The sequence below is a fragment of the Candidatus Thermoplasmatota archaeon genome (genome assembly GCA_035541015.1).
In the GTDB taxonomy this organism is placed as follows: domain Archaea; phylum Thermoplasmatota; class SW-10-69-26; order JACQPN01; family JAIVGT01; genus DATLFM01.
Window position 1 is genome coordinate 1 of the sequence record DATLFM010000104.1, and the last position, 13743, is coordinate 13743.

Below are 13743 nucleotides of genomic sequence, written 5' to 3' on the forward strand. Positions count from 1 at the left end.
CCCTCACGCCCACCCCCGGCAGCGCCCGTCTCACCGTCGAGGGCCCGCCGACCCTCTCGACCAAGTCGGAGACGGGAGACACCGGAACCCTTCGGGTGGTCGTGGACGGCATCGCCGCGGTCCCGAACGTGAACGCGGCACCAGGGGCCACCGAAGCCCAGGCGCATGCGGCCCTCGCGGCCCAGCACACGAGCCTGGCGGGCACGGGCGAGTGGACGGCCACGATCGAGCTTCTCTCGCCAGGCCAGGTCCGGGATCCCGTGCTCGGAACGCCCGTCTCAAGCTGCGGTCGCATCGCTTGGACGCTCTCGTCGGACATCACGTCCTACGCGGCGGCGCTGCGGCCGCCCGGCTAAGCGTCTAGCCCTGTCCACCGCCCGTGACGAGCGCGATGGCGGCCGTCCCGAAGAAAAGGAGGACGATGCCGATGGCCAGGGCCTTCGCCTTCCAGCTTCGCGCCTTGGGCGACGACGTGGAAACGGGCCGGCTCGTCCGTCGGCTGGCAGACATCGCGGTTGGAAAGCCGGAACGACTTTATTCGTCTTTCGCCAGGCCGTCGGCCGCTGCGGCCCTCTCGGCCGCCAGGTAGGTGACAAGGACCTCGAAGGCCGGACCGGTGGGGGTCTGCAGCGGCTGGATCGCCACCTCGAATCCCTTTCCAAAGCGTCGCGCGAACGTCTCGGCGCGGTGCTCGGTCCGGAAGATCGCCTTCGTCGGCTCGGTCACAGCCAATCCCTGGACGGTTTGAAAGATAAGCTTTTTCCTCACAGCGTGCTCGATTCGCACGGCGGCTCCCCAGGGGAAAATTAGCTAAAAGGTTTCAATATACCGATTTAAGACGATTTGAGCAACCGGGGGCGTCTGGAACCGCCCCCGGTTCGAGCCCGTCCAGGCCGCTACGTGCGCTTGAGACGCCCCAGGACCGGCTCGTAGAGGATGCCCTTGTCAAGGAGCGCGTTGATGGCTTCCTCGACGCCCTCCTCGTCCAGGCCGGACTTTGCAGCCTGCGCCACGATCCCCTCCCAGGGCGCCCCCTTGCCCTCGTCAAGCCCGACCACGAGCTCCGAGACGAGGTCCTGGTTGCGCTCTCGCCCGTCGTCCTTGGCCCCGACGACGACCTCCTCGGCCACGGACACGACCGCCGGGTCCGACGCGGCGCTTGCCTCGCGGGCGGCGACGGTCGCAAGGCGAGCCGGCGGGGAAGGCTCCTCCGCGCGCTCGGGCGTCCTACCCAAGAGGACGCACAGAGCGTCCGCGAGCATCTGCTTCCAGCGGACGAGCTCCTGCGGACCGTACTCGCGGGCGGCAAAGACGACGCCTTCGGCAAGGTCGCCCGGGTAGCCGAGATCGACGAGCTTGTCGGCCGTGGGCTCGGACATCGCGAGGGCCTCCTCGAGGGCCGCGATGCGCTGACGCGTGAGCTTCACCGTCTCGAGGACCCACCGGTCGCGCTCCTCCTTGGGAACGGGACGGATCGATTCCGGGCGCACGCTTGCCAGGGCGACGCCCGATTCGGGCGTGTACAGCCGGCTCTTGCCCGAGACGGCCACGAGAAGCGGCGGCTGCATCTCGGAGAGGGCGCGCGCGGCCGCGGGCTGGTACTGGCCCGCGTAGAGGTTGAAGCTCCCCGTCGGGTCGGAGACCCTCGCGCGGAGCACCTCGCCGTTCTGGCCCAGTCGCTCGACGCTCGTGAGCACGCCCACGAGGAAGAGGCGGTTCACCCGCGCGCCCAGCGGCGACACCACGTACGTGGGCGACCGCTCGCCGGCGTCGGGCGTGTGGCTGGACGAGGAGGCGTTGAACTCCTGCGCGAACACGCGCCAGGCGACCTCGCGGGAGAGCGCCATCTAGGCCACCTCCGACTGGAGCGTCTCGAGCAGAGCTTCCGCCTCGGGAACGACGCTTGCCGACGCGGCAAGCTGCGCGCGCGTGGCGATCATCATGAGCCCGAAGTCGTCGCTTGTCGCGTTGCCGCGCACCTCGAGCGTGCGTCCGCCGACGCGCGCCTCGATCTCCTCCTGCACGACGTCTTGGCTCATGGCCTCCTTGGCCAGCGCCTGGCACTGCTCCAGCGTCTTGTCGAGGAGCTTCTCCGTGACGTCCTTGCCCAAAAAGCAGGTGAGCGCGCCCGTGCCGTCGTCGAGGACGGCCTTCACGCGAAGGTCTGGGATTCCCTCGACCTTGCCGTGCTCGCGGCATTCGCGCTTCTGCAGAACGCGCGTGCACTCCGGGCAGCGCAGGATGAGGCCGGAGCCCGGCTTCACCTCGACGACGGCGCCCTTCACGCGCACGTCCGTGCCGCCGCCGACGCGCGTGAGCTCGTGGATGGGCACCACGCGCGAGGCGATCTCGCTTGCCGGCGGAAGCGCGTCGGCGGGCAGGCGCTCCACGACAGCGGAGTCGCCAAGGTTGAGATCGGGAAGCCCGCGCCAGGCCTTGACGTAGGCGTTCGCGAGGCGGTAGACGCCGTCGAGGGCAAGGCCAAAGTCCTTCCACGCCGTGAAGCGGACCTTGCCCGTGGCGTCGCCCATCTCGCCGCTCCAGATGGTCTTCTTGTCCTCGCCCACCTGGCGCTGCTCGAGCCGCGTGACGCGCGCCGTGACGGTGACGGCGTTGAGGCCGCCGCGAAGCTCGCCGACGGTCTTCGTGGAGGCGGCGTAACTCTCGGGCGCGGCGCCGGGAGCGCGCGGCGGGAGGGGCACGAGCGCGATCTCGCCCGCGTGGGGCTCGATCGACGCGCGGTCGCCGAGGTTGAGCTGCGGCGCGTCGCGCCATTGCGTCACGTAGGCGTTGCGGATGCGGAGGTTCTGTCCCTTGGCGAGCTTGAGGTCGTTCCAGGCCGTGTAAGGGATCGTTCCGGTCTCGTCGCCAAGGAGGCCGTAGAAGATGGTCTTCTTCTCGCCGCGCACCGTGATCTCCTTGGGGTTCACCGTGACGACGCGGCAGACGAGGTCGACCGAGCCGTCGCCCGTCGTGATCTCGGACACCTTCTTGGGACCGGCCACGGCGCCGTGGTTGCGCAGCATGTCCCGCTTGGCCTGGGTCAGGGGGATCCCGTAGTCGAGGTACTTTGCGAGCTCCGCGGCCACTTCGGCTTCCGTGAGCTTTCCGGTGAGCGCCCGCGCGAGTTCCTTCACGTGGGGCCCAAGGTCCTGTGCTTGCTGTTGCATGTCGTTCACCTGAGCGCTTCCGCCGGGGGCGCTTGCCCCTGTTGGCGGCGAGGGCTGACTCCGGCCAGCGAGCCGGCCGTACTTTGCCGTAGAGGCCAGGGGTCGGTGAAAGTATCGATTTGCGCGAGGGTATCCAGTGGATCGACTGAAACCGGTGCTTCGACACGAAATTGTAGCTGCGGTGACCGGGAATGCCTTAAAAGGTTCCGGGCCATGGGGAGGCGGGCGGCCGGGTGCCGCCAAGCGAGGCTGCTACGATGTCGTCTTCCGGTCGCGCGCTTCCCCTGTGCGTCGCAATCGCCTGCGTCGCGTCGTTTGGCTCGGTCCTACCCCTGGTCGAAAGCAAGCCCGGCATGGGTCCGCACTTTGGGCTCGGGAACATCCCGGCGGGCTGCAGCGGCGCCTCCACCTCGGGTCCCCGCTTCACGGACGACTGCTACCACATGCGCACGAACCTGAACTTCCTCGACACCCCCATCATCGACGTGCTCCTCACGACGCCCGTGACCCCCTACCCGGAACGGGACCTGCGCGTCATGCGCCAGGCCGTCGAGATGTGGCGGGACGGAATCCACCATCTCGCGCCCCAGATGGGGCTCGATTGGCTCCTTGGCGTCGAGTTCAACATCTTCCTCGACGACGACCGGTTCACGACGCACCCGCTTTGGGACCCCGAGATCGTCGTGGTCGTCACGAATCCCGTCGGCGGCGCCGGCATCGGCATCGATCCCTTCGGTCTGAGGGGTCCCTGCAAGGGAGCCAACCCCCTTGCCCCGCTTCCGGTGTGGCAGTCGCTGCCCGGCTTCGACGGCCACCACGGCCACGGGGGAACGTACGTCGAGTCCTGCCGCGGCGGCGGCACGACGTGCTACGCCGTGAACGGCGCCATCGACCCCATCCCCGGGGGTTTCGACTTCTTCCAGCTCTTCGACCTTGTCGCCCATGAGGTGGGCCACTGCTTGAGCGTGGGCCACGTCGGCGACGCGCTCGACCACACGGCGGCCGCCGTCCCGGTCCACGACATCATGGCGTACACGAACCAGCCGCACAACAAGTGCGTCTCGACCCTCGACGTGGAGGCCTTCGCGCTTCGCATGAGCCAGTTCCTCCTGCCCCAACCCCTCGTCGCCAACCACCGCAACGGCCCCGGCGGGCAGTTCCAGATCCAGCACCCGGCCGACCACTACTACGCGTCGTGGACGGGCGAGCCCGAGGACTGCCCGCAGCCCGACGACGGACTCCTCCTGCCCGAGGAGCCCGCGACCTTCACGCCCGAAAACGGCATCCGGCGGGCGCCGCCGTCCATGACGATCACAAGCCCGGCAAACGGCGCAATCGTGGACGCAAGCGCCGTCGTCGTGGAGGGGACCGTCCGCTACGGCCTGCCCACGCCCGGCGACGCCGACGGCGACCAGGTGCCCGACGGGGAGGACAACTGCCCGTTCGTCTTCAACCCGGCCCAGCGGGACTCCGACGGGGACGGCCTTGGCGACCGTTGCGACGACATGGACGGCCCCTTCCCCGTTCCAAGCGGAGCCATCCGGGGCGGGATCACGATCTTCAGCGACCTCAACCCGGCGTTTGCCCACAACGAAGCGGGCGCGATCGCGACCGCGGCGGCCGGGGATGCCAAGCCCAAGTTCGTGGGCGGCGAGCCCGTGACGCTGCGCTCGCGCTTCAGCTCGGCGGCTTCGGGTCTCGTCACGATCGGCGCAAGCACGTTCACGTGGCACATCTGGTCGGCCGACGGAACCCTCGTCGGCACCGCGCCCTGCACGACCCGCTCCGACAGCGGCACGGGAGGGCTTAGCGCCGGCTTCGATTGTCCCGCCAAGACGACGATGCCCGCGCAGGCCGGCATCTACTACGCGACCGCGCGCCTGGACGGCAGCGACCACTGGATCGCCGACGCGCCGGCCGAATCCCCCGAGCGCCCGGGCCTCAAGGGGTTGCAGGTGTTGCCGGCGGCCCTGCCGCAGGCTGGAAACGCGGGTTTGCCTTGGGAGCCGCGCTTGCCCCAGCTTCCCGCCTGGTTCCGGGACAGCCTTCCAAGTGCCCTGGTCGCCGCCCTGTCCGGAACGTTCCCGGTCCCGGCGCCCGCCTTGGCCAGCACGTCCGCGGGCGGCTCGGAGGGCGTGGGGGCATCTTCCACGAGCGCGCAGGGCGGCGAGCGGGTCGTCGTTTTCGTGAACGGCGCCGAGGTCGCAAGCGAGGCCGTGGACGGGTATGGCGGCGACGCCTTCGGTCAGCCCGTGAACCTCACGGCCTTCGCGGGGCAGACCGTCGAGATCCGCGCGACGTGGTACGACGAGACGCGGGTCGTCGCCTCACGCACGGTCCTGGTCACGGTCGACGTCTAGGGGATCCGCATCGCGTTCCGAGGCCTTTTTCTGCGGCCACGCGATTGAGGCCACGATGCCCGGCCGGCACTACGAGGACTTCCGCGTGGGCGAGGTCATCGAGCACGCGCTGCGCCGCACGATCACGGAGGCCGACAACGTGCTGTTCTGCAGCCTCACGCTGAATACGCAGCCGCTGCATCTCGACGAGGAGTACGCGCGCGGCACGCCCTTTGGCCGGCGTCTCGTGAACGGCCTCCTTACGCTTGCCCTTGCCGTGGGCATCAGCGTGCGCGACACGACCGAGGGCACGCTCGTGGCCAACCTCGGGTACGCGAAGGTCGAGCACCCCAAACCCGTGTTCCACGGAGACACCCTCCGCGTGCAGACGAAAGTGCTGTCCATGCGACGCACGTCGAAGCCCGACCGCGGCCTCGTCGAGATGGAGCACTCGGTCTTCAACCAGGGCGGCGAGGTCGTCTGCCGGTTCACGCGGACGGCCCTCGTGCAGGTCCGCCACCCCGAGAAGGCCGAGGCCGCCGCATGACCGACCGCCGCGAAGCGGACGCGTGGCGCCCGCGACGGACCCTCCTCTTCACGCCGGGCACGCGCGCCGACCGGTGGGAGAAGGCGCTTTCGGGCCCCGCCGACGTTGCAGTCGCCGATCTCGAGGACGGCGTGGCGCCCGCGGACAAGCAAGCCGCCCGCGAAGCCGTCGCCCGGGCGCTTGCGCACTCCAAGTCCGGCCGCACCGAGCGCGGCGTTCGGATCAACGCGTGGGGCGCGCTTGCCCGCGCCGACCTTGCCGCTCTTGCGCAGGCCATGCCCGAGCTTGTCGTGCTTCCCAAGGTCGAGCGCGCAGAAGAGGTCGAGGCCGTGGACCGCGCGCTCACGCAGGCGGGCTGCCCGGCGCGCCTGCTGCTTCTCTTCGAGACCGCGCGCGGCGTCCTCGACGCCCCCGCGCTTGCGCAAGCAAGCCGGCGCGTCGCCGCGGTGGCGTTTGGCGCGGAGGACTACGCCGCAAACGTGGGCGCGCGCCGGACGCGCGAGGGAACCGAGGTCCTCTTCGCGCGAAGCCTCGTCGTGGCCGCCGCCGCGGCCGCGGGCGTGGAGGCCGTGGACCAAGTGTTCGTCGACTTCCAGGACGACGCCGGGCTCGAGCGGGACGCGCGCGAGGGCGCGCGCCTGGGCTACCGGGGCAAGCAGGTGATCCATCCCCGGCAGGTGGAGATCGTGCACCGCGCCCTTGCTCCCTCGCCCGACGAGGTCGCGTGGGCTCGCAAGGTCTCGGAGGCCGCTCGCGCCGGGGGCGTGGAAGAGGGCGGCGTGGTTGTCGTGGACGGACGCATGATCGATCGGCCTCTTGTCGCACAGGCCGAGCGGACGCTGCGCCTGGCCGAGCTCCCGTAGCGGCTCCCGATGCCCGGCAAGGCCCTCGGACCGTGCCCGCGCACGGACAGGAGGCCAAAACGATTATCGGCTGGACGGGTCCTGACCTGCCGCTCATGAGCGCGCCGTCGACCGCCGTCCGACCCCGGGAGCCCGAGGCCCGCCGACCGGCGGCCGATCCCGCCGCGGACCTCGCGAACTACAAGTTCCTGGCGGAGCACGCCCGCGACGTGATCTCGCGCAGCGACGCGCAGGGTCGCGTCGTTTTCGTCTCGCCGTCGGTGGAAGCGCTCCTTGGATTCAAGCCCGAGGAGCTGGTGGGCCGAACGGGTCGCGACTTCGTGCACCCGGACGATCTGCCGATCGTGGCGGAGGTCCTGCGCTCGCACGTGCAGCCCGGCACCCTGGAGCCCGATCCGCAGCCCGTCCAGATCCGCGCGCGCCACCGCGACGGGCACTACGTCTGGGTGGAAGCCGTCTCGCGCGTGCTGCGCGAAGCCGACGGCTCCTATGCGGGCAGCGTGACGGTGACCCGCGACGTCACGGCCCGGAGGCGCGTGGAGGAGGCGCTGCGCCGCGAGAGCGCGCTCGTGCAGGCGTTCCGGACCGTTGCCATCGCGGCCAACGAATCGAAGACGCTTGCCGAAGCCGCGCGCGTCGCGCTGCGCGAGCTGTGCACGTTCTCGGGCTGGCCGCTGGGCCACCTCTACGTGCGCGCGGGCGACCGCATGGAGCCTTCCGACGTCTGGCATCCGGCCGATCCGAGCGCCTATCGCGCATTCCGGGACGCGACCATGGCGACGCCTCTTGCCCGCGGGATCGGGCTTCCCGGCCGCGTCCTCGCCTCCGCGCGTCCCCTGTGGATCGTGGACGTCTCGCGCGACGCGAACTTCCCGCGCGCCGCCGCCGCGCGCGCGTGCGGCCTTGGCGGGGGTTTCGCGTTCCCCATCCTCGTGGACAACGAGGTCGAGGCCGTGCTCGAGTTCTTCAACGAGGCGCCCGCGGACCCGGACCCGCAGCTCCTCGACATCCTGGCCAACGTGGCCGTTCTCCTTGGCCGCGTGGTCGAGCGCGAGCGCAACGACCGCGAGGTGCGCGAGATGCTCTCCGTGCTCTCGGCCACGTTGGAGGCGACCGAGGAGGGCATCGTGGTCGTGGACCGGGAAGGGCGGATCACGGCCCACAACTCGAAGTACGTCTCCATGTGGCATGTGGCGCGAGAGGCGCTCGCGACCCGTCGGGCCGACCGCGTGCTCGCCGCGACGCTCTCCCAGGTCGCCGATCCGGGCGGCTACGTGCGGCGCGTGGCCGCGATCGACGGGCAGCCCGAGGCCGAGAGCCTCGACTTCGTGGAGCTTCGGGACGGCCGCCTCTTCGAGCAGTACTCGCACCCGCAGCGCGTGGGCGGCGTCGCGGTGGGGCGCGTGTGGAGCTTCCGCGACGTCACGGCGCGGCGGAGCCTCGAGCGACGGATCGCGGAGAACGAGGAGCATCTTCGCCTCCTGGCCGAGAACGCGACGGACATGATCACGCTCCACGACCGCGACGGCACCTGCCTGTACGTGTCGCCCGCCTGCCGGCAGCTCCTGGGTTACGAGCCCTCGGAGCTCCTCGGGCGCCCGCGCCGCGAGCTCTTCCATCCGGACGACCTGCGCATCGTCTCGCAGATGCACGAGATCGCAAGCGAGATCCCGGAGATGTACACGCTTGCGTTCCGATACCGGCGCAAGGACGGCTCCTTCGTGTGGCTCGAGACCACGCACCGGACGCTGCGCAGCCCGACCACCGGCGAGGTGGACCGCACGATCGCCGTCTCGCGCGACATCACGGACCGCATGCGCGCGGAGGAGGAGCGCCGGCGCGCGCTCGCGCAGCTGCAGGAGCTCGATGCGGCCAAGACGCGCTTCCTCAACACGGCGGCCCACGAGCTCGGCACGCCGCTTACGCCCATCCGCCTGCAGCTCGACCTCCTCCGGGAGCGCCTCGCGACCACCCTTCCGGCCGGCGAGCGGCGAGCGCTCGACATCCTCGACCGCAACGTCACGCGCCTCACGCAGCTCGTCGCCGAGCTTCTGGACGTCACCCGCGTGAGCTCCGGGCGCATGACGATCCAAAAGGACCGCACGGATCTCTCGGCGCTCGTTCGCGAGGCGGCGGAGGCCTTCGAGGAGCCCGCGCGCAAGGCCGGCGTCCGCCTGTCGTGCAACGCCCCGCGCGGCCTGTGGGCGGAGGTGGACGCAAAGCGCATCCTCCAGGTCCTCTACAACCTCCTTGGAAACGCGGTCAAGTTCACGCCGGCCGGCGGCAAGATCGAGCTTCGCGCCCTGGTGGAGGACGGCCGGGCCGTGGTCCGCGTTGCCGACAACGGGCGTGGCGTGTCTCCGGAGGACCTCCCGAAGCTCTTCCAGCCCTTCACGCAGGTGGGGGAAGCCGAGGGCCCCGGCCGCGCTGGGACGGGCCTTGGCCTCTACATCAGCCGCGGCATCGTGGAGCTTCACGGCGGCACGATCGCCTGCGAGAGCGAGGGCCCAAACCAAGGGGCCACCTTCACCGTGGCCTTGCCCCTCAAATAGGTGGCGTTCGTCCCGGACGAACGGACGGAAGCTTACGCCGGCCCACCGGACTACCCGACTTTCGTCATGAACCCTGGGCAAGGCAGCGCCAAGAGCCCCAGCACGACCGCCCTTTCGCTGCGCGCCGAGCTCCCCCCGGCCGAAGCGCGGTTCCGCGCGCTCCTTGCCTCCATGCCGGGCGGGGCCGCCCTCCTGGACGAACGGGGCCGCGTGGTCCACGTGAACCGCGCGCTGTGCGACTACCTCTGCGCCCGCCCCGAAGCGTGCCTGGGCACCGCGTTCGAGGACGCCGTGAAGCCGGGGGACCGGCCCGCCGTCCGCGAGCTCCTCCGGCGCCTGGCAAGCGGCGAGATCGCCTCGGGATCGCTGCGGGCGCGCCTGGACGGCCTCGGGCGCGACGTCGACGCCGACCTCACGGCCGCCGCCCTCCCGGGCGACCGGGGATCGCGGCCGATCGTCGTGCACCTTGAGGACGCGACCGAGCGCCGCCGGTCGGAGGAGGCGCTCTCCCTGTACCGCGAGATCTTCCGCGCCTCGAGCGACGGCATCGCCATCGTCGACCTCGAGGGCCGCTACCTCGAGCAGAACGCCGCGCACCGGACGCTTCTGGGATGGAACGACGAGGACCTCGCGCAACGGACCCCCTCGATCCACCTGGGCGAGGAAACCTTCGCCCGCGTCGTCGAATGCCTGCGAACCACGGGGCGCTTCCGGGGCGAGGTCCAAAGCCGCACCCGCGACGGGCGGACGGTGCCCGTCGAGCTGTCCGCCTTCACGCTCACCGACGAGGAGGGACGGCCCGTCTGCCACGTCGGGATCAAGCGCGACATGTCCACGCGCAAAGCCGCCGAGGCCGCTCTCGAGCGCCGCATCCGGGAGCTCACGGCCATCCACCGCCTCACGGACGAGCTCGGCCGCGCGCGGACGCTGCCCCAGGTCTACGAGGCCGCCTTCGCGTGCTTGCAAGAGACGCTCGGGGAGAACCGGTTCTCGATCCTCCTGTACGACGAGGGCGGCGTCATGCGCTTCGTTGCCTGGCGCGGCATCTCGACCGAATACCGGGCCGCCGTCGAAGGCCACTCGCCGTGGAACCGCGACGATCCCGACCCCAAGCCGCTGTTCGTGCCCGACGTTCAGGCCGATCCCGCCCTTGCCTCCTACGGCCCGCTGTTTGCGCGGGAGAGCATCCGCTCGCTCGCGTTCATCCCGCTTCGGAACCAGGGCGAGCTTCTGGGCAAGTTCATGGTGTACCGCGAAGGGCCCCACGACGTCGACGACGACGAGACGCGCTTGGTGCAGACGATCGCCAACCACGTCGCCTTCGCGATCGTTCGCACGCGCGCCGACGAGGCGCTGCGCGCAAGCGAGGCCACCCTCAGCGACTTCTTCGAGAACGCGCCGCTGGGGCTCCACTGGGTGAACTCCGACGGCGTCATCCTATGGGCCAACCGCGCCGAGCTTGCCATGCTCGGCTACGCGAAGGAGGAATACGTGGGGCAGAACATCGCGGAGTTCCACGTCGACCAGGACGTCATCGCGGACATCCTTCGCCGGCTGCGCGCCGGCGAGGTCCTCGAAGGCGTGGAGGCGCGCCTGCGCGCCAAGGACGGCTCCATCCGCCACGTCGTGATCAACACGAACGCGCGCTTCGAGAACGGCGAATTCCTCCACACGCGCTGCTTCACGCGGGACATCACCGATCTCAAGGCCGCGGAAAGCCAGCGCGAGGCCGCCCAAGCCCGCGACCGCGAGCTTGCGCGCCTGCGGGAGGTGGACAGCGTCCGCTCCCGCCTCGTGAACACGGCGGCGCACGAGCTCAACACCCCGTTGACGCCCATCCGCCTGCAGATCGACCTCCTGCAAAGCGGCGTCACCGGGCCCCTCTCGAGCAAGCAGACGCGCGCGCTCGAGATCCTCGACCGCAACGTCCGGCGCCTGGACCAGCTCGTGCAGGACATGCTCGAAGCCGCGCGCCTGCAGGCAAACCGCCTCGGGCTTGAGCGCCGTCCCGTGGACCTCACCCACCTCGTCGCGCAGGCGGCCGAATCGTTCCGCGAGCCCGCGCGGCGGGCCGGGATCACGTTTGTCGTCCGCCGGTCTCCCGCGGCGATCGTGGAGGCGGACACCAAGCGGCTCACGCAGGTCCTCGTCAACCTCGTCGCCAACGCGCTCAAGTTCACGCGAAGCGGCGGACGGGTCGAGCTTGGCGTGCGCCTCGACGACGGCCACGCCATCGCCTTCGTTCGCGACACGGGCATCGGCATCGATCCGTCGCTCCTGCCGCGCCTGTTCGAGCCCTTCTCGCAGGTGCACGACCGCACCGAGCTCGACCCGCCCGGGACGGGCCTTGGGCTCTACATCAGCCGCGGCCTCGTCGAGCTCCACGGCGGGCGCGCGTGGGCGGAGAGCGCGGGACGCGGCAGGGGCTCCGTCTTCTCGTTCTCGGTTCCGCTTGCCGGACCGGCGTGAAGGGCCTCGCTCACGCGTCCCTGGCCGGCGCGAGCACCTCGCGGATCCGGCGGGCAAGCTCGGGCCCCACCACGGCCGCCACGCGCTCGGGCGGCGCGGCGAGGATCGCCTCCACGCCGTTGAAGGCGGCAAGGAGCGCCCGCTTGCGCTTGGGGCCAAGGCCCCGCACGGCGTCGAGCGGGCTCTCGGAGATCGAGCGGGACCGGCGGACGCGCTGGTACGAGACGGCGAACCGGTGCGCCTCGTCCCGCACGCGCATGAGCAGGCGAAGCGCGCCTCCGTCCTCGGGAAGCCGAAGCGGCTCCCGCCGCGCCGGGACGAACACGAGCTCCTCGCGCTTGGCAAGCGCGCACAACGGCGCGCCCGGAACCCCGAGCTCCTCGAAGGCCTGGACGGCCGCGCGAAGCTGCCCCACGCCGCCGTCCACGAGGACGAGGTCGGGGAGCTCCTCGGCGCGATACGCGCGCAGCACCGCCTCGCGCAGCGCCGCGAAGTCGTCGTTTCGGTCCTGTCGCAGCTTGAACCGCCGGTACGCGTCCTTCTCCGGGATGCCGTCGCGGAAGGCCACGCGCGCGGCCACGACCTCCGTTCCCGCAAGGTGCGAGACGTCGAAGCCGTGCACGCGGCGGACGGGCCGCGCAAGCGAGAGCGCGGCGGACACCTCGCCCGAGAGCCGCTGCGACTCGCCGCGGCGCGACAGGTGCGTGGCAAGCGCAAGCTCCGCGTTCTGCTGCGCCAGGCGCCGCAGCCTCGCCCACTCGCCCCGCTCGGGAACGGCAAACGACACGGGCTTGCCCCGCTTCTCCGAAAGCGCCCTCGCGAGCGCCCCGTGCCCCTCGGGAAGCTCGGGCAGGAGGACCTCGCCGGGCGGAACGGGAATGTCGTCGTAGTAGCGCGCGAGGAACTGCAGGAGCGCATCGCCCGACAGCGGCCGAGAGAACGTGAACTCCTCCCGCCCCACGACACGGCCCGCCCGCGAGGGCAGCACGACGCCCGCGCACCAGTCCCCCTCGTCGCGCGCCTGCGAGACAAAGCCCACGGCGTCGCGATCCTCCAATCGCACCGAGAAGAGGGCCTGCCGCTCCATCGTGGCGTCGATGTTGGAAAGCATGTCGCGCGCGCGGGCGGCGCGCTCGAACTCCTGCGCCGCGGAGGCCTCCTCCATCTCGCGGGAAAGCCGCCGCTCGATCTCGCGCGTGTCGCCGGCGAGGAAGCGCGTGGCCGCCTCCACCTGCGCCGCGTACGCATCCTGCGTGACGAGGCCCTCGCACGGCGCCGTGCAGATGCCGATCTCGAAGTTGATGCACCGGCGTTTGGGGAGCTTGCGGCAGTCGCGGATGCGGAACGCGTCGCGCGCGTACTCGAGGACCTGCCGCGCGGGGCCCGCGTCCGGGAACGGGCCGAAGTACCGCGCGCCGTCGGGAAGGATCGTGCGCGTGACGAAGATGCGCGGGTACGGCTCGTTTGTGACCTTGATGTACGGGTACTTCTTGTCGTCGGAGAGGATCACGTTGTAGCGCGGCCGGTGGCGCTTGATGAGGTTGGACTCGAGGATCCACGCCTCCTTGTCGCTTCCCGAGAGGATGACCTCCACGCTTGCCACGCGCGCGAGCATCTCGCGCTTGCGCGGGTCCGGCTCGTCGCGGTAGCTGCGGAGGCGGTCCTTCAAGCGGACGGCCTTGCCCACGTAGAGGACCTCGCCGTCCTCACCCCGCATGAGGTAGACGCCCGGCTGCGCGGGCGCCGAGCGGATGGCCTCCTCGAGCGGTTCGATTCCGGGCAACGGCGCTTCGAGAAAGCCCC

The 13743-nt window shown here is 70.8% G+C and carries 11 protein-coding genes; 6 read left to right on the forward strand and 5 right to left on the reverse strand.

All coding sequences use genetic code 11. The features are described from left to right. Positions 1-356: hypothetical protein (locus VM681_10160; GenBank protein ID HVL88346.1), on the forward strand; the 356-nt coding region annotated here is incomplete at its 5' end. A 4-nt stretch (positions 357-360) separates the two neighbouring features. Here the strand turns inward: VM681_10160 and VM681_10165 are convergent. From VM681_10165 to VM681_10180, 4 genes are all read right to left on the reverse strand, one after another. Next, the gene (locus VM681_10165; GenBank protein ID HVL88347.1) at positions 361-510 is read right to left on the reverse strand and encodes a hypothetical protein; all 150 of its coding nucleotides are present in this window, start codon (positions 508-510) and stop codon (positions 361-363) included. A gap of 24 nt (positions 511-534) precedes the next feature. Further along, positions 535-726, reverse strand: a complete 192-nt coding sequence (locus VM681_10170; protein ID HVL88348.1) for a hypothetical protein — start codon at positions 724-726, stop codon at positions 535-537. 170 nt (positions 727-896) lie between these two features. Beyond that, positions 897-1847: a hypothetical protein gene (locus VM681_10175; protein HVL88349.1), complete on the reverse strand. Its 951-nt coding sequence runs from the start codon at positions 1845-1847 to the stop codon at positions 897-899. Beyond that, a complete protein-coding gene (locus VM681_10180) occupies positions 1848-3179 on the reverse strand; it encodes a hypothetical protein (GenBank protein ID HVL88350.1) in 1332 nt (443 codons plus the stop codon). Between the two features lie 248 nt (positions 3180-3427). On the opposite strand from VM681_10180, the gene VM681_10185 reads away from it, so the two are divergent. The 5 genes from VM681_10185 to VM681_10205 all read left to right on the forward strand — a co-directional run bounded on the left by VM681_10185 (position 3428) and on the right by VM681_10205 (position 11940). Then, the gene (locus VM681_10185) at positions 3428-5530 is read left to right on the forward strand and encodes a hypothetical protein (GenBank protein HVL88351.1); all 2103 of its coding nucleotides are present in this window, start codon (positions 3428-3430) and stop codon (positions 5528-5530) included. Positions 5531-5585: 55 nt separating this feature from the next. Continuing rightward, the gene (locus VM681_10190) at positions 5586-6056 is read left to right on the forward strand and encodes a MaoC family dehydratase (GenBank protein ID HVL88352.1); all 471 of its coding nucleotides are present in this window, start codon (positions 5586-5588) and stop codon (positions 6054-6056) included. Then, complete coding sequence (locus tag VM681_10195; protein HVL88353.1) at positions 6053-6919, forward strand: CoA ester lyase; 867 nt, start codon at positions 6053-6055, stop codon at positions 6917-6919. Before VM681_10190 ends, VM681_10195 begins: the two co-directional genes overlap by 4 nt. 95 nt (positions 6920-7014) lie before the next feature. Further along, complete coding sequence (locus VM681_10200) at positions 7015-9471, forward strand: PAS domain S-box protein (GenBank protein ID HVL88354.1); 2457 nt, start codon at positions 7015-7017, stop codon at positions 9469-9471. A 66-nt stretch (positions 9472-9537) separates the two neighbouring features. Then, positions 9538-11940 (forward strand): PAS domain S-box protein, encoded by a 2403-nt coding sequence (locus tag VM681_10205; GenBank protein HVL88355.1) that lies wholly within the window; start codon positions 9538-9540, stop codon positions 11938-11940. Between the two features lie 10 nt (positions 11941-11950). Here the strand turns inward: VM681_10205 and uvrC are convergent, their stop codons facing one another. Beyond that, entirely contained in the window at positions 11951-13723 is a 1773-nt protein-coding gene (uvrC, locus tag VM681_10210) for an excinuclease ABC subunit UvrC (GenBank protein ID HVL88356.1), read from the reverse strand. Positions 13724-13743: the final 20 nt, after the last annotated feature.

Coding starts and splice junctions, on each gene's coding strand:
- VM681_10200 (HVL88354.1), top strand. CDS start 7,015: ATGAGCGCGCCGTCGACCGCCGTCCGACCCCGGGAGCCCGAGGCCCGC.
- VM681_10205 (HVL88355.1), top strand. CDS start 9,538: ATGAACCCTGGGCAAGGCAGCGCCAAGAGCCCCAGCACGACCGCCCTT.
- VM681_10190 (HVL88352.1), top strand. CDS start 5,586: ATGCCCGGCCGGCACTACGAGGACTTCCGCGTGGGCGAGGTCATCGAG.
- VM681_10195 (HVL88353.1), top strand. CDS start 6,053: ATGACCGACCGCCGCGAAGCGGACGCGTGGCGCCCGCGACGGACCCTC.
- VM681_10185 (HVL88351.1), top strand. CDS start 3,428: ATGTCGTCTTCCGGTCGCGCGCTTCCCCTGTGCGTCGCAATCGCCTGC.
- VM681_10165 (HVL88347.1), bottom strand. CDS start 510: ATGTCTGCCAGCCGACGGACGAGCCGGCCCGTTTCCACGTCGTCGCCC.
- VM681_10175 (HVL88349.1), bottom strand. CDS start 1,847: ATGGCGCTCTCCCGCGAGGTCGCCTGGCGCGTGTTCGCGCAGGAGTTC.